The organism is Streptomyces sp. NBC_01463 (assembly GCA_036227345.1).
Classification (GTDB): domain Bacteria; phylum Actinomycetota; class Actinomycetes; order Streptomycetales; family Streptomycetaceae; genus Streptomyces.
In genome coordinates this window covers 6,947,150-6,960,931 of the sequence record CP109468.1, presented here as the reverse complement: position 1 = coordinate 6,960,931, position 13,782 = coordinate 6,947,150, and the positions used below count along the sequence as shown (strand labels likewise).

Here is a 13,782-nt window from a genome sequence, read left to right as displayed (position 1 = left end):
CCCTCCCTCGTCGTGTACAGCCCCGTCAGCTCACCCGCTCGGCCCGGTGCTTGACCGCCTTCAGCCGCACCTCGGCCGGCAGCCGCTCCAGCCCGGCGGAGTCCCGGGCATGGGCCAGCGCCTCGTCGCTGAGCTTGCCCAGCGCCTCGTCGGGGGCCGCGTGCGGTTCCATCAGCAGCCGGATCCTGGCCTGCGGTTCGCTGCGCCGGCCGGTCAGGACGACCTGGGCACGGGCCACCCCGTCCAGGGCGCCCGCCTCCTGGGCGAGTACGCCCTCCAGGGCGCGGCCGCGCAGCAGCGCGCCCTCTCCGTCGCCGCTGTCCACGAGCACCTCGGCGAGGCGGGCCCGGCGCAACTGGGCCAGCAGCCACCACAGCGCGAGCACCACCAGCACCGCGAGAACCGCGATCACCACCGGCCACCACCAGCCCTCGGAGCGCCAGCGGTCCCGGTCGGCCTCACTGAGCAGCACGTCCTTCTTGCCGTACCAGGGCCACCAGGACGGCACGGAAAGGCCGAACCCCGCGGCCAGCACCCCGCCGCCCACGCAGACCAGCACCAGTCCGGCGAGGCCGAGCAGTACCCGGTTGACGGTCCCGATCACGCCGCTCACCCCTTCTTCGCCGGACGGCGGACATGGACGGACAGGCTCGGCGGCCGGGCCAGCCCGAGTTCCTTGATGCCGGTGGAGAGCACGGTGTCCAGATCGGACCGTACGTCGTCGAGTTCACGGAAGTGCGAAACGGCCCGCACCCCCACCTTGCTCCGGCCCATCCGGACCCGGACGGACTGCACACCGGCCACCTCCACGGCCCGGTCGCGCAGCACCATGGCCGCCGCGGTCCGGTCGAGGGCGGCCCGTACGCCCGGGCGGTCGCGGCGCATCGGCAGCAGATCGCGGAGTCCGGGTGTGAGGGCGAGGACGATCAGCCACAGGCCGACCGCCGCCGCGACCGCGGCGCCCGTCAGCACCCAGACGTCGTCCAGCCGCCGTTCGGCCAGTTCGTCGGCCAGCGAGCGGCGCCACCGCATCGCCGGATGGTCGGCGCGGACCGCCGCGACGTCGTAGAGGAGCAGCCCGGAGCCGCCGAGGACCACGAGGGCCGTGATGCCCGCCGGAATGCGCCGGGCGGACCAGAATCGGCCCGCTCCGCCCTCGCTCCGTTCCTTGGCCGGGACCGGGTCGTACGCCGCGGACGACGCCGACTGGTCGAGTGCGAGCACGTCGCCGTGTTCCACCGCCCCGGTGGTGGGCAGTCGCTGCGTACCGTGTTCCGGGTTCTGGGGTTCGGTCATCGGATCCTCCCCTGCGCCGCGAGGCTCGCTCCTGAGGGGTGCAGGCGCTCGACCTGTACGGCCACTTCGGGCACCTCCATCCCCGCCAACGCCTCTACCCGCATCGCGACCCTGCGACGCACGGCACCGCACTGGCGTCCGATGTCGCTGGGATATCCGAGCTCCAGACTCACCCGTACGCGTGCGGTGTCACGGTGCACCGTGACCGTGGCGCGCGGCGAAGCGGCGTCCGTCGGCGGCGCGTCGACCGCCTCCTTCGCCGCCTGCGCGGCGATCTTCGCGACGACCCGGTCGGCGATCCTGGTCTCCCCACGCTCCGCTGCGGCGACCCGGCCGCCCGCCCCCGGCACGCCCGTCACCGCCGTCGGTCGCCGCGCTCGCGACTCCGGAAGAAGTCGCCGGGCTCCAGGTCACCGTCGAGGAAGCGACCGGCGATGAAGCCGATCGCCCCCAGGGCGGCCACCAGCAGGAAGGCCCCGAATCCGCCGAAGTACCCGGCGAAACCGAGCGCCATGCCGGCCACCATGCCGACCACAGCCATGCTCATCTGCGCTCCTCAACTGCCTTTGACGGGAGACTTACTGGAGACGTGGCTCGGGCTGGTCCTCGTCGTCGTCCTCGTCGGGCAGCTTCACATCGCTCACCGCGATGTTGACCTCGACGACTTCGAGACCCGTCATGCGCTCGACCGCCGCGACAACGTTTTCCCGTACATCACGGGCGACATCCGCGATCGACACGCCGTAGTCGACGACGATCTCCAGGTCGAGGGCGGTCTGGGACTCGCCGACCTCGGCCTTGACGCCCCGGGTGACCGACTTGGAGCCGCCGGGGACCCGGTCGCGCACCGCGCCGAAGGTCCGCGAGAGTCCACTGCCCATCGCGTGCACGCCGACCACGTCGCGCGCCGCCATTCCGGCGATCTTCTCGACGACTCCGTCGGCGATCGTCGTACGACCGCGGGTGGCGGGGTCTCCCCCGCCGCGCTTCGTCAGCGGGTTGCTCCTGCTGTCGCCGCCCGTCGAGTCCTTGTCGGGGTACTCGGGCCGGTTCCGCTGTGGGGTCTCGGTCATCGCCGTTCTTCCCTTCGGGGCAGGTTGGACTTCATTGCCCACATTAAGTGTGCTTGCCCCGTCTCGCGCCATGGATGCGGCAGGCTGGGGAGATGACGACGGCTGACAGCCCGCACAGGGCCCAAGGATGGACGGCTGCGGTTCGGCAACGGCTCGGCCTGGGCCGACTGCTCCCTCTGGGCGGTCCGGCGGACGGGGCCTGGATCTCGGAACGGGCCGCGGTCGCCGTGCTGCGCCGGGCGGTGGGAGGTCCCGGGTCCGGCCCGGTGCTCGGGGAGCTGCGGATCGGCGTGGCCGACGCACCGGAGGCCCCCGCCCCGCAGGTGCCGCCGCCGCCGAGCGCCCTGCCGCCGGGCCCGCTGCGGATCGAGGCCACGCTGGCCGCGACGGCGGACCAGCCGCTGCCCGTGGCCGCCGCGGCGCTGCGCTCGGCGCTGCTCGCCGCTGCCGCGCGGCGGCTCGGTCTGGTGGTCTCCGAGGTGGATCTGCAGGTGACGGAGTTGCTGGACACCGATCCGGAGCGGGCCGAACCGGAGCCCGACGCGGTGCTCGCGGCCCGGCCGGAGAACGCGGCGGGTCATGCCGCCGTGGGAGTGACGGGGGTCGCGACGCTGACCCGGGTACTGGGCCCGGCCGTGCACACGGGCGCGGATCACGTACGGGTCGAGCTGGCGACGGACGGTGCGCACCGGGCGCTCGACGTGGCTCTCGCGGTGCGGGCGGCGGTCACGGAGGCGGTGGACGGGCATCCGCCGGTGTCGGTGCTGGTCACGGCGGTGACGGGCGATCCCGGGCCGGACGGTTCGGCCGCAGGCTGACGTGGCACCGGGCCCCGGGTGGCGTGTCCGGAGCCCGATGACGGCGGCTGTCAGTCGAGCGTGCCGGAGAGGTCGCGCAGCCGGCGGCCCTGGGCGGCCCGCTCGGCGGCGCGCTGCTCCTCGTACGGACGGGAGACGGCACCGCTCAGCAGGGCCTTGGTCTCGATGACGGCGTCGCGCGGGGCGGCGATCAGGGCGCCGGCCAGGTCGCGGGCGGCTCCTTCGAGCTCCTCGGCGGGCACCACGAGGTTGGCCAGGCCGGTGCGTTCGGCCTCGGCGGCGTGCACGAAGCGGCCCGTGGCGCAGATTTCGAGCGCGCGTGCGTACCCCACCAGATGCACCAGGGGGTGCGTGCCGGTGAGGTCGGGCACCAGTCCGAGGCTGGTCTCGCGCATGGCGAACTGCACGTCCTCGGCGACGATCCGCAGATCGCAGGCGAGGGCCAGCTGGAAACCGGCGCCGATGGCGTGCCCCTGGACGGCCGCGATCGACACGATGTCGTTGCGGCGCCACCAGGTGAACGCCTCCTGGTACTCGGCGATGACCGCGTCGAGCTCGGCCTCCGGGCCACGCCCCATGTCGAGGAACGACGGCTCACCGTCGAACCCCTCGGGGGTGAACGCCTGGCGGTCGAGTCCGGCGGAGAAGGACACACCTTCGGCGCGCAGCACGACGACCCGCACACTGCCGGGCAGGGCCCGACCGGCCTCTGTCAACGCCCGCCACAGAGCGGGGGACTGAGCGTTGCGCTTGGCCGGATTGGTGAGGGTCACCGTGGCAACCGCGTCGTCGACGGTGAGTCGTACGCCGTCCTTGTCGAGCACAGAGTCGAGCGAGGTCATGGAGCGCCTCCGGATCGGGTGCAGTCAGCACATCAAGCTAAGTGACTGAACAGTAACCACCCGGTCGACCGCACGATCGACCGGGTGGCCACCACCGAAACCGGTGAGCCCCGGGACAGGTCCAGGTCCTGCGGCCTGCCCCGATCCGCGGACGGCTGTCAGGCCGTCGCGGCCTTCTTGCCTCGTGTCGCGCCGCCGCGTCCCCGCAGCGTCACTCCGGACTCGCTGAGCATCCGGTGAACGAATCCGTAGGAGCGGCCCGTTTCCTCGGCCAACGCCCGGATGCTCGCACCGGAGTCGTACTTCTTCTTCAGGTCTGCCGCGAGCTTGTCGCGCGCGGCGCCGGTTACCCGGCTGCCCTTCTTCAGAGTCTCGGCCACCCGTGCCTCCTCGTGGGAAGTGCGCTCTGGACTCTCATGATCACCCCTCGGGGCCGTCCTGGCCACCCATTCGGCAAGGTCCGTGCAACCGGATCGGGGCCCCGGGAAGGCGCCGGCATGACCGGAATCCCCTATTCCGCGGGGCTGCGGGGGCAGCGGGGGAACGGCTCCGAAGGAACGGCCAGGTCAGGGCCGCAAGGGGATCGCGGCCTCTTATGGGTGCACCCGGCAGCTATCTGCCGGGTGCCGCGCCGCGGTACGAGACGCACTCACACAGATGATGGATCACGCGTAGGCCGAATGATCCAGCGGAGTTGGATCAACTCAGCGGGCAGCCGGAGCCGGGGTCCGGCCGCGGGCGGCCGGGGCGGGCCCCGGACCGCGTCCGGACGGGATCAGGCCAGCGCGACCAGGTCCCGGTAGTCCGCACCCCACAGGTCCTCGACACCGTCGGGCAGCAGGATGATGCGCTCGGGCTGGAGCGCCTCGACGGCTCCCTCGTCGTGCGTGACGAGGACGACCGCACCCTTGTACGTGCGCAGCGCGCCGAGGATCTCCTCGCGGCTGGCCGGGTCGAGGTTGTTGGTGGGCTCGTCGAGCAGGAGCACGTTGGCGGAGGAGACCACCAGCGTCGCGAGGGCGAGCCGGGTCTTCTCGCCACCGGAGAGCACCCCGGCGGGCTTGTCGACGTCGTCCCCGGAGAAGAGGAACGAACCCAGCGTCTTGCGGACCGCGACGAGGTCGAGGTCGGGCGCGGCCGAGCGCATGTTCTCCAGGACGGTGCGGTCCGGGTCGAGGGTCTCGTGCTCCTGGGCGTAGTAGCCGAGCTTGAGGCCGTGGCCCTCGATGACGTCGCCGGTGTCGGGCTTCTCCGCACCGCCCAGGAGGCGGAGCAGGGTGGTCTTGCCGGCACCGTTGAGGCCGAGGATGACGACCCGGGAGCCCTTGTCGATCGCGAGGTCGACGTCGGTGAAGATCTCCAGCGACCCGTAGGACTTGGAGAGGCCCTCCGCCATCAGCGGCGTCTTGCCGCACGGCGAGGGGTCGGGGAAGCGCAGCTTGGCGACCTTGTCGGAGACCCGCACGGCCTCCAGACCGGAGAGCAGCCGGTCGGCGCGCTTGGCCATGTTCTGCGCGGCGACGGTCTTGGTGGCCTTGGCGCGCATCTTGTCGGCCTGGGCGTTGAGGGTCGCGGCCTTCTTCTCGGCGTTCTGCCGCTCGCGCTTGCGGCGCCGCTCGTCGGCCTCGCGCTGCTGCTTGTAGAGCTTCCAGCCCATGTTGTAGACGTCGATCTGCGAGCGGTTGGCGTCGAGGTAGAAGACCTTGTTGACGACGGTCTCGACCAGCTCTTCATCGTGGGAGATCACGACGAAGCCGCCGCGGTAGCTCTTGAGGTAGTCGCGCAGCCAGACGATCGAGTCCGCGTCGAGGTGGTTCGTCGGCTCGTCGAGGAGCAGGGTGTCGGCGTCCGAGAAGAGGATCCGGGCCAACTCGACACGGCGGCGCTGACCACCGGAGAGCGTGTGGAGCGGCTGGCCCAGCACCCGGTCGGGCAGGCTGAGCGCCGCGGCGATGGTGGCCGCCTCGGCCTCGGCCGCGTATCCGCCCTTGGTGAGGAACTCCGTCTCCAGGCGCTCGTACTTCTTCATGGCCTTCTCGCGGGTGGCGCCCTTGCCGTTCGCCATCCGCTCCTCGTTCTCCCGCATCCTGCGCAGGATCTCGTCGAGGCCGCGGGCGGAGAGGATGCGGTCCCGGGCGAGCACGTCGAGGTCGCCGGTGCGCGGGTCCTGCGGGAGGTAGCCGACCTCGCCGGAGCGGCTGATGGTGCCGGCGGCGGGGGTGCCCTCGCCCGCGAGGCACTTGGTGAGGGTGGTCTTGCCCGCTCCGTTGCGGCCGACCAGGCCGATGCGGTCGCCCTTGGCGATACGGAAGGAAGCGGACTCGATGAGCATGCGGGCGCCGGCGCGCAGCTCGATGCCGGAAGCGGTGATCACGGAAAAACTCCAGGGCGGAATGGACAGCGGAGGAACGGCGGGCGGTTCACGACTCGACGCCGCTACTACTCACGCAGACGCACAAGGAGGGTTGACATGAGAACCAGTCTACTGGCGGTGTCCAACCGCTTTTCCGCGTGCACCCCATCGCAGTTGCCGAAAGCTCGCCCAGCGCGTCCGAGCCGCTCCACCGCGTCAGCAAAAACGGGCATTGCGGTGTGAACTATCCGATACTCGGCGCATGGCTGTGCGGCAGCCGCGAGCGGAGCAGAGGGTGGTGCCATGCAGTTCGACGACGACGCCGATCTGGACACGTCCGAGGTCAAGGACGTGCGCGGCAGTCGCATCCCCGGCGGCAGAGCCACCGTGGGCGGCGGCATCGCGGGGGTCATCGCACTGATCCTGGGCCTGCTCTTCGGGGTCGGTCCCGATCAGCTGGGCCTCTCCTCGGGCGACTCGGGCACGACCGCGACCGCCTCGTCGGCCGCACAGGTCCAGCAGGAGTGCCGGACCGGCGCGGACGCCAACACCAAGGCCGACTGCCGGATCGTCGCGGTGGTCAACAGCGTGCAGGACTACTGGAACCAGGAGTTCAAGCGGCGCGACGCCACGTACGGCGGCGCGCGGACGGTCCTGTTCACCGACCGGGTCTCCACGGCCTGCGGCGCGGCGACCTCGGCCGTGGGGCCGTTCTACTGCCCCGGGGACCGGCAGGTCTATCTGGACCTGGGCTTCTTCGACGAGCTGCGGACCAAGTTCGGATCGAGCGGCGGCCCGTTCGCCGAGGCGTACGTCGTCGCGCACGAGTACGGACACCACGTGCAGAACCAGATGGGGACGCTGGCCCGCTCGCAGGACGGACGGACCGGCGAGAACAGCAACGCGGTGAAGGTGGAGCTCCAGGCCGACTGCTACGCAGGGGTCTGGGCGAACCACGCGACGACCACGCCCGACGAGTCGACCGGCCGCCCGCTGATCACCGAGCTCACCCGGGCGGACATCCGGGACGGGCTGGACGCGGCCGCCTCGGTCGGCGACGACCGCATCCAGGAGAAGTTCCAGGGCCGGGTCACCCCGGAGTCCTGGACGCACGGCTCGGCCGCGCAGCGCCAGCAGTGGTTCACCACCGGTTTCCGCAGCGGCGACATGGCCGACTGCAACACCTTCCGCTGACCCCCTCCGCGCGAACGGTGCGCACGGCGCCGGACAGGGCATTGTCAGTGGCCGGTGGAAGACTGAGACGCAGATCACAGACGGGCCGCGACAGGGCCCGGTGCGGCGCGAGAAGGGACTGAGCACGATGGCAGACGCGAAGGCGGGCGTTCCGACGCTCTATCCGACGATTCTGTACGACGACGCGAAGGCCGCGATCAAGACGCTCACGGAGGGCCTCGGCTTCACCGAGGAAGCGGTGTACGAGGGCGAGGACGGCACGGTGATGCACGCGGAGCTGTCCTGCGGGAACGGCAGGGTGATGCTGGGCTCCAAGGGCCGCGAGGGCGTCTTCGCCAAGGCGATGCAGGGGGCGGGCCCGGCCGGCGTCTACGTGGTGGTCGACGAGGTCGACGCCCACCATGCGCGGGCGGTGGAGCACGGGGTGGAGATCCTCATGCCGCCCACCGACCAGGACTACGGCTCGCGGGACTACATGGCGCGGGACGCGGAGGGCAACGTGTGGAGCTTCGGGACGTACACACCGGGATCGGGCTGAGTTCGGGACGTACGCGCCCGGGTCGGGCTGAGGGGGCGCGCCGCCTGGGGCGGGCCCGCTCCCCTGCCCGCCCCTTCCCGTAGCCGGGGCGCCGCCCCGGTTCAGGCGCCGCCCGTGTGTACCTGGAACGCCGCCTTGCGGACCGCTTTGGCGAGCGCCGGGTCGGGGTGCGCGGCGGCCAGGGCCACCAGGACCTGGACGGTGCGCGGATGGCCGACCGCCCGGACCTCGTCCAGCAGCGCCGGGACGGTGCCCTGCACGGCCGAGTCCAGGTGGCGGACCAGCAGCCCCGTCTCGCCGTGGTCGGCGACGGCCGCCGCGGTGTCCACCCAGAGCCAGGTGGCCTCCTCACGGCTGAGGACCTCCTGGGCGTCCTCGGGGTCGGCCCCGTCGTACTCCGCGAGCCAGAGCAGCGCGTAGGGGCGCAGCGACGGGTCGCTGACGACGGACCGGACCACGGGCTCGGCCGGTGCGCCGACGACACGGAGCGCCTCGAAGGCGAGCCCGCGCAGCAGCGCGTCCTCGCCGCGGGCCACGCCGAGGAGTTCGGCGACGGCGCTGCCGACGGGGCGGGCGGCGAGCCAGGCGCGGTATTCGGCGCGGGCCGGTCCGGGGGTGAGGCGGGCGCAGCCGAGGAGCATGTCGGCCGCGGACTGCTCGATGTTCCCGGCGGGGCTCTGGGCGGCGACGCAGATCTGTTCCAGCTTGACCCAGACCGCCCAGTTGCCGAGCGGGGTCAGCGTGGCGTGCCCGGTGCCGAGGGTGAGCGCCCCGACGGCGGCCAGCCCCTCGAGCGCCCAGTCCAGCAGGAGGGCGACCAGGGCCTCGGGGTGCGCGGTGGGTGCCGGCTCGGCGGGGCCGGGCAGCGGCTGCGGCCCGTACGGCACCTCGCAGCGCTCCTCGTGCAGTTCCGCGACGCGCTGGCCCAGCAGGTCCAGGAGGGCGGGCACGGTGACCGGGCCCGCGGAGAGCTGGAGCAGCGAGAGCACCTGGGGCACGGCCTCGACGGCCTCGGCGACCGCGGTGGACTCGATGTCCCGCGGTGCGGGGTGGACGAGCGACCAGGCGTCGAAGAGCGCCACCCAGCCGCGGAGCACGGCGGAGTCGTCACGGTCCCAGGCGCGCAGCCGCCAGCCGGGCCGCGCGGTGTCGCCGTGCAGTTCCACGAGACCGGCGAGGCGGGCCCGGTCCCAGCCGGAGCGCACCTGGGCCGGGGACAACTCCAGCGCCGTCGCGGCCCGTTCGAGGGCCTGGGCGGCCAGCGGAGGCGTGCCGGGGCTCGCGCCGTCGGCCGCCCAGCGGGCGATCCGTACGGCGTCGGCGAGGGCGGTCCTGGCCTGGCGGGCCAGCTCCGACCGCGGCGGGGTGCCCTCGGGCGGGCGGGGCGCCGGCCTGGTGCGCCGGGTGGTCACGGCCTTGCGAGCGGTGGCGAGGGGTCGCGGGCGGACAAGTCGCAGCCTGGAGTCGCGCGGGGTACGGGACGTCACGGGGAGCAGTCTTGCCTCTGACAGCCCGAAAGCCCAAACGGAACCCGAACGACCGGCGTCCGGACGCGGCCGCACCGGCCGGGACCAACCGGCCGAAGCGGCGCATCAGCTCACATCAGGGGCGTGAGGAAGCGCCTCAGCGTCTCTTCGTAATGGACCGGATCGGCATTCCACATCGCCGCATGCGGAGCCTGGGGTACGGAGTGCAGGGCGACCAGGTCCGGCCGGCGGGCCGCGAGCTCCCGGGACGGCTGCCAGGGAGCCAGGGTGTCGTCGGGTCCGTGGAAGATCAGTGTCGGGACGTGCAGGGTCCGGGGCAGCGAGGTGTCCAGGAGCCGGGCGCCGCGCAGTCCGGTCTGGCCCTGGGCGGCGCGGACGGCGAGCGGCAGCAGGGCGGAGGGGACGCCGCGGGCGGCGGCCAGGGCGCGCAGGGTGGTGGCCCAGTCCAGCACCGGCGAGTCGAGTACGAGTCCGCAGATCCGGTCCCGCAGCGCGGAGTTGACGCAGGCGTGCAGCGCCATCGAGGCGCCGGTGGACCAGCCGTGCAGGACGACCTTCTCGGCTCCGTAGCGCACGGCGAAGCGGATGGCCGCGTCCAGGTCCCTCCACTCGGACTCGCCGAGGTGGTGGAGCCCGTCCGGGGAGCGGGGGGCTCCGGGGTCGCCGCGGTAGGCGAGGTCGAGCACCGGCAGCTGCTGCCCGTGCAGGAAGCCCATCACATTGAGGGGGTGCTCGCGGGTGGTGCCGATGCCGTGCGCGGTGATGACCCAGGTGTCGCGGGGGCCCGGCACGAACCAGGCGGGCAGACCGCCGAGTTCGCCGGGGATCTCCACCTCGCGGAAGTCGAGGCCGAGGGCGGTGGCCGGGTCGCCGCTGTGGATCTCCGGCGTGATGCGGACCTTGGCCCTGGGGAGCAGGGTGCCGCGGTTGACGCGCTCCAGCCGGCGGACGACGGTGTCGGCGGCCTCGTGGGCCTGCTCGATCACCGTGCCCACGACGGCATGGACGTCGTCGCCCACCAGCCCGTAGGTACCGGGCCTGAGCGAGGTGAAGGACCGGGTCAGGGTGACCTGCCCGGCCGCCGTCGCATGCACGGTGAGTCTGCGGTCGGCGGGGAGGGGACGTCCGGACGGCGCCCCGAGGGCGGCGTCGCTGGCGTACCGGCCGGCCGCGACCGCTGCCGCACCGACGCCGAGGATGGAGGTGACGGCTGCTGCCGTCGCTGTAGCCGGGCGCACGGCTTCAGTCTCCCGGCCACCGCCGCACACGGCCAGTGGACGGGGGCCGTCCGGTGGGCGGGGCGTGCGGGAAGCGGGCCGGGCCGGGGGCGGTCGGGCGGCCGGTCGCACCCCGCGGTCAGCCCGGCTGGTGCTGTCCGTACCCCTTCAGTGCTTCCTTGACGTCGTCCAGCTGCTCCGGCGTGAGCAGGGCGGGCGTGCGGCCGGGCACCGAACTCGCGGTGAGCCAGAGGCGGCACAGCCATTCGAGCTGGGCGGTGCGGTCGTAGGCCTCGTCGAGGGTGGCGCCGTAGGTGACCGTGCCGTGGTTGCCCAGCAGGCAGCCGGTGCGGTCGCGCAGGGCCGTGAGCATGTTTCCGGCCAGCTCGTCGGTGCCGTAGCGGGCGTAGGCGGCGACCCGGACCGGACCGCCCAGCATCGCGGCGGCGTAGTGGACCGACGGCACCTCGGCGACCAGTGTGGAGACGGCCGTGGCGTGCACCGCGTGGGTGTGCACGACGGCGGCCGCGCCGGTGTTCCGGTAGACCGCGAGATGGAGCGGGAGTTCGCTGGTGGGGGCCAGCTCGCCGAGCGTCTGGTTGCCCTCCAGGTCGACGCCCGTCAGGTCCTCGGGGCGGAGCCGGTCGTACGGCATTCCGCTGGGGGTGACCAGCACGGTCCCGCCGACCCTCGCCGACACGTTGCCCGAGGTCCCGACGACCAGTCCCTCGGTGGCCGTCCTGCGGGCGGTGGCGACGACCGCCGCCCAGGCCCGCTCGATCGATTCCCGTGACTCATCGCTCATACGAAGATCCTTTCGACGAATGAGCGGCCCCTTGCCGCTCCTCCCGCGACGGCCCGGCCGAACCCAGGATTCCGGGCCCACACCGGCCCGTGCCCCGACCCCGCCGTCACCCGGTGGACGAACAGGGCTGCCGCACTCCGGTTGGGGTCACCACAACGCCCTGCTCAGTTCATCTTCCGTTCACTCAGGTTGCCTACGGTCCACGTGCCACTGACGTCGAACGATTGCCTGGGTAAATGGAACACATCACGCTGCTGCTCGCGATTGTGATCGTGACAGCTCTAGTGTTCGATTTCACGAACGGTTTCCACGACACCGCCAACGCGATGGCCACCACCATCTCGACCGGCGCACTCAAACCCAAGACAGCGGTGGCCATGTCCGCCGTTCTCAACCTCGTAGGCGCGTTCCTGTCGGTGGAGGTCGCCAAGACGATCTCCGGCGGGATCATCAACGAAGACGGGCTCAGAACCGAGGTCATCTTCGCGGCGCTCGTCGGCGCCATCCTGTGGAATCTGCTGACCTGGCTGGTCGGACTGCCGTCCAGCTCCTCCCACGCACTGTTCGGCGGCCTCATCGGCGCCGCGGTGATGTCCGCGGGCTGGTCGTCGGTCGACGGCGGCACCGTCGTCACCAAGGTGCTGCTCCCCGCGGTCGCCGCACCGGTCGTCGCCGGTCTGGCCGCGCTGCTGGCCACCAAGCTGACGTACCGCATCGGCGGCAGGGTCACCGGCGGCGCCCAGGAGAAGGCCACCGCCAAGGGCTACCGCGCCGGCCAGATCGCCTCGGCCGGACTGGTCTCCCTGGCCCACGGCACCAACGACGCGCAGAAGACCATGGGCATCATCACCCTCGCCCTGGTCACCGGCGGCGTCCTCTCCCCCGGCTCCAACCCGCCGGTCTGGGTCATCGTGTGCGCCGGCCTCGCCATCGCGCTCGGCACCTACCTCGGCGGCTGGCGCATCATCCGCACCATGGGCAGCGGCCTCACCGAGCTGAAGCCGCCGCAGGGCTTCGCCGCCCAGACCAGCGCGGCCACCGTCATCCTGGCCTCCTCGCACCTCGGCTTCTCCCTCTCCACCACCCAGTCCTGCTCCGGCGCCGTGATGGGCGCGGGCCTCGGCCGCAAGGGGGGCGTGGTCCGCTGGTCCACCGCCACCCGGATGTTCGTGGCCTGGGGCCTGACCCTGCCGGCCGCCGGACTGGTCGGCGCGGGTGCGGAGTTCCTCACCAAGCAGGGCACCTGGGGCGTCGTGGTCGTCGCGGCGCTGCTGATCGCCGGCTCCGGCGCCATCTGGATGCTGTCGCGGCGCAGGCCCGTCGGCCACGACGACGTCGCCCCGGCCGGTGCGGACGCCGAGCCCGCGGGTGTCGTCACCACGGCCATCGCGGCCGTCAGCCCGCCGCCCACCGTGGCCGCCCAGCCCCACGAGCTCACGGCCACCATCCCGGCCCCCGCCGGGACGGTCGCCGACCCTGCCCGACCCGCCACGGTCTAGGACCCCAAGAGCCACCGGTAAGGACAGATCCGCATGAACATCGACTGGGCAGCCCTCGGCACCGTCTTCGGCGTCTCCCTCGTCGCCACGGTCGCTCTCGTGGGCCTCTTCACCCTCGGCATCGTCGGCCTCTCCAAGCAGCCCGAACCGGCCGCACAGGGCGGCTCGGCGGGCGGTTCGCTCATGCTGGCGCGCGCCGGCGCGTACGTGTGCTTCGGACTGTGCGCCGCGGCCGTGGCCTACGGCATCTATCTGATCGTCGCCTGAGCCCCACCACTCCCACCCGCATCGGGCCGGACGCACCCCGTGCGCGTCCGGCCCGATGTGTGTCTGCGCACACTGCACCGTCGCAGGTCAACGGCAAGTTGACGGGTGTTCGCGGAGCGTGGTGGACTGCCGGAGCCATTACGGCGACAGCAGAGGAAGCCGGTGCGAATCCGGCGCGGTCCCGCCACTGTCACCGGGGAGCAGTCCCCCAACCACTGGAAGTCACGGTCCACGCAAGCGGACTGGAAGGCCGGGGGAACTGCGGATCCGGAAGCCAGGAGACTCTCGTCGCCGGTCACGTCGAACCAGGGCGCGGACCCTGAGTGAGGACATATCGCCATGCCCGGCTGCCGTGCGTCCGTCCCTGTGCGACCCAGAACAGGTTCCAAGGTC

Annotated in this window: 16 protein-coding genes and 1 riboswitch; of the genes, 5 read left to right on the top strand and 11 right to left on the bottom strand. The window is 72.4% G+C overall.

Going from position 1 to position 13,782, the window contains the following annotated elements:
- Window positions 1–25: 25 nt before the first annotated feature.
- The 5 genes from amaP to OG521_30690 are packed head-to-tail and all read right to left on the bottom strand — an operon-like array spanning window position 26 to window position 2,369.
- Window positions 26–613, bottom strand: coding sequence for an alkaline shock response membrane anchor protein AmaP (gene amaP, locus OG521_30710; GenBank protein ID WUW24902.1), 588 nt, complete (start codon window positions 611–613; stop codon window positions 26–28).
- Window positions 610–1,296, bottom strand: a complete 687-nt coding sequence (locus OG521_30705; protein WUW24901.1) for a DUF6286 domain-containing protein — start codon at window positions 1,294–1,296, stop codon at window positions 610–612. The genes amaP and OG521_30705 overlap by 4 nt, the downstream gene beginning before the upstream one ends.
- On the bottom strand, window positions 1,293–1,655 hold the full coding sequence (locus tag OG521_30700; GenBank protein WUW24900.1) for an alkaline shock response membrane anchor protein AmaP: 363 nt from the start codon (window positions 1,653–1,655) through the stop codon (window positions 1,293–1,295). The genes OG521_30705 and OG521_30700 overlap by 4 nt, the downstream gene beginning before the upstream one ends.
- On the bottom strand, window positions 1,652–1,843 hold the full coding sequence (locus tag OG521_30695; GenBank protein ID WUW24899.1) for a hypothetical protein: 192 nt from the start codon (window positions 1,841–1,843) through the stop codon (window positions 1,652–1,654). The genes OG521_30700 and OG521_30695 overlap by 4 nt, the downstream gene beginning before the upstream one ends.
- Window positions 1,844–1,874: 31 nt before the next feature.
- Window positions 1,875–2,369, bottom strand: a complete 495-nt coding sequence (locus OG521_30690) for an Asp23/Gls24 family envelope stress response protein (protein ID WUW24898.1) — start codon at window positions 2,367–2,369, stop codon at window positions 1,875–1,877.
- Window positions 2,370–2,461: 92 nt separating this feature from the next.
- On the opposite strand from OG521_30690, the gene OG521_30685 reads away from it, so the two are divergent.
- Complete coding sequence (locus tag OG521_30685) at window positions 2,462–3,187, top strand: hypothetical protein (protein ID WUW24897.1); 726 nt, start codon at window positions 2,462–2,464, stop codon at window positions 3,185–3,187.
- A gap of 50 nt (window positions 3,188–3,237) precedes the next feature.
- On the opposite strand, the gene OG521_30680 is transcribed toward OG521_30685, so the two are convergent.
- The 3 genes from OG521_30680 to OG521_30670 form a co-directional block, all read right to left on the bottom strand.
- Window positions 3,238–4,029: an enoyl-CoA hydratase/isomerase family protein gene (locus OG521_30680; GenBank protein WUW24896.1), complete on the bottom strand. Its 792-nt coding sequence runs from the start codon at window positions 4,027–4,029 to the stop codon at window positions 3,238–3,240.
- 158 nt (window positions 4,030–4,187) lie between these two features.
- Window positions 4,188–4,409 (bottom strand): helix-turn-helix domain-containing protein, encoded by a 222-nt coding sequence (locus OG521_30675; GenBank protein ID WUW24895.1) that lies wholly within the window; start codon window positions 4,407–4,409, stop codon window positions 4,188–4,190.
- 395 nt (window positions 4,410–4,804) lie between these two features.
- On the bottom strand, window positions 4,805–6,403 hold the full coding sequence (locus tag OG521_30670; protein ID WUW24894.1) for an ATP-binding cassette domain-containing protein: 1,599 nt from the start codon (window positions 6,401–6,403) through the stop codon (window positions 4,805–4,807).
- 282 nt (window positions 6,404–6,685) lie between these two features.
- Here OG521_30670 and OG521_30665 point away from each other — a divergent pair, with 282 nt between their 5' ends.
- Window positions 6,686–7,576, top strand: a complete 891-nt coding sequence (locus OG521_30665; protein ID WUW24893.1) for a zinc metallopeptidase — start codon at window positions 6,686–6,688, stop codon at window positions 7,574–7,576.
- A 127-nt stretch (window positions 7,577–7,703) separates the two neighbouring features.
- Window positions 7,704–8,114 carry a VOC family protein gene (locus tag OG521_30660; GenBank protein ID WUW24892.1) on the top strand — a complete coding sequence of 137 codons (411 nt, stop codon included), beginning with the start codon at window positions 7,704–7,706 and terminating at the stop codon, window positions 8,112–8,114.
- A 101-nt stretch (window positions 8,115–8,215) separates the two neighbouring features.
- Here the strand turns inward: OG521_30660 and OG521_30655 are convergent, their stop codons facing one another.
- From OG521_30655 to OG521_30645, 3 genes are all read right to left on the bottom strand, one after another.
- Window positions 8,216–9,526 (bottom strand): hypothetical protein, encoded by a 1,311-nt coding sequence (locus OG521_30655; protein WUW26857.1) that lies wholly within the window; start codon window positions 9,524–9,526, stop codon window positions 8,216–8,218.
- A 185-nt stretch (window positions 9,527–9,711) separates the two neighbouring features.
- Complete coding sequence (locus OG521_30650) at window positions 9,712–10,839, bottom strand: hypothetical protein (protein ID WUW24891.1); 1,128 nt, start codon at window positions 10,837–10,839, stop codon at window positions 9,712–9,714.
- Between the two features lie 118 nt (window positions 10,840–10,957).
- Window positions 10,958–11,623: a class II aldolase/adducin family protein gene (locus tag OG521_30645; GenBank protein WUW24890.1), complete on the bottom strand. Its 666-nt coding sequence runs from the start codon at window positions 11,621–11,623 to the stop codon at window positions 10,958–10,960.
- 236 nt (window positions 11,624–11,859) lie between these two features.
- On the opposite strand from OG521_30645, the gene OG521_30640 reads away from it, so the two are divergent.
- On the top strand, window positions 11,860–13,122 hold the full coding sequence (locus tag OG521_30640) for an inorganic phosphate transporter (protein ID WUW24889.1): 1,263 nt from the start codon (window positions 11,860–11,862) through the stop codon (window positions 13,120–13,122).
- 33 nt (window positions 13,123–13,155) lie between these two features.
- Complete coding sequence (locus tag OG521_30635; GenBank protein ID WUW24888.1) at window positions 13,156–13,389, top strand: hypothetical protein; 234 nt, start codon at window positions 13,156–13,158, stop codon at window positions 13,387–13,389.
- A gap of 151 nt (window positions 13,390–13,540) precedes the next feature.
- Window positions 13,541–13,674: riboswitch (cobalamin riboswitch) on the top strand.
- Window positions 13,675–13,782: the final 108 nt, after the last annotated feature.

Excerpts from the sequence above, each read along its gene's own strand:
- OG521_30705 (WUW24901.1), bottom strand. The coding sequence starts at position 1,296 with ATGACCGAACCCCAGAACCCGGAACACGGTACGCAGCGACTGCCCACC.
- OG521_30695 (WUW24899.1), bottom strand. The coding sequence starts at position 1,843 with ATGAGCATGGCTGTGGTCGGCATGGTGGCCGGCATGGCGCTCGGTTTC.
- OG521_30690 (WUW24898.1), bottom strand. The coding sequence starts at position 2,369 with ATGACCGAGACCCCACAGCGGAACCGGCCCGAGTACCCCGACAAGGAC.
- OG521_30685 (WUW24897.1), top strand. The coding sequence starts at position 2,462 with ATGACGACGGCTGACAGCCCGCACAGGGCCCAAGGATGGACGGCTGCG.
- OG521_30680 (WUW24896.1), bottom strand. The coding sequence starts at position 4,029 with ATGACCTCGCTCGACTCTGTGCTCGACAAGGACGGCGTACGACTCACC.
- OG521_30665 (WUW24893.1), top strand. The coding sequence starts at position 6,686 with ATGCAGTTCGACGACGACGCCGATCTGGACACGTCCGAGGTCAAGGAC.
- OG521_30660 (WUW24892.1), top strand. The coding sequence starts at position 7,704 with ATGGCAGACGCGAAGGCGGGCGTTCCGACGCTCTATCCGACGATTCTG.
- OG521_30645 (WUW24890.1), bottom strand. The coding sequence starts at position 11,623 with ATGAGCGATGAGTCACGGGAATCGATCGAGCGGGCCTGGGCGGCGGTC.
- OG521_30640 (WUW24889.1), top strand. The coding sequence starts at position 11,860 with ATGGAACACATCACGCTGCTGCTCGCGATTGTGATCGTGACAGCTCTA.
- OG521_30635 (WUW24888.1), top strand. The coding sequence starts at position 13,156 with ATGAACATCGACTGGGCAGCCCTCGGCACCGTCTTCGGCGTCTCCCTC.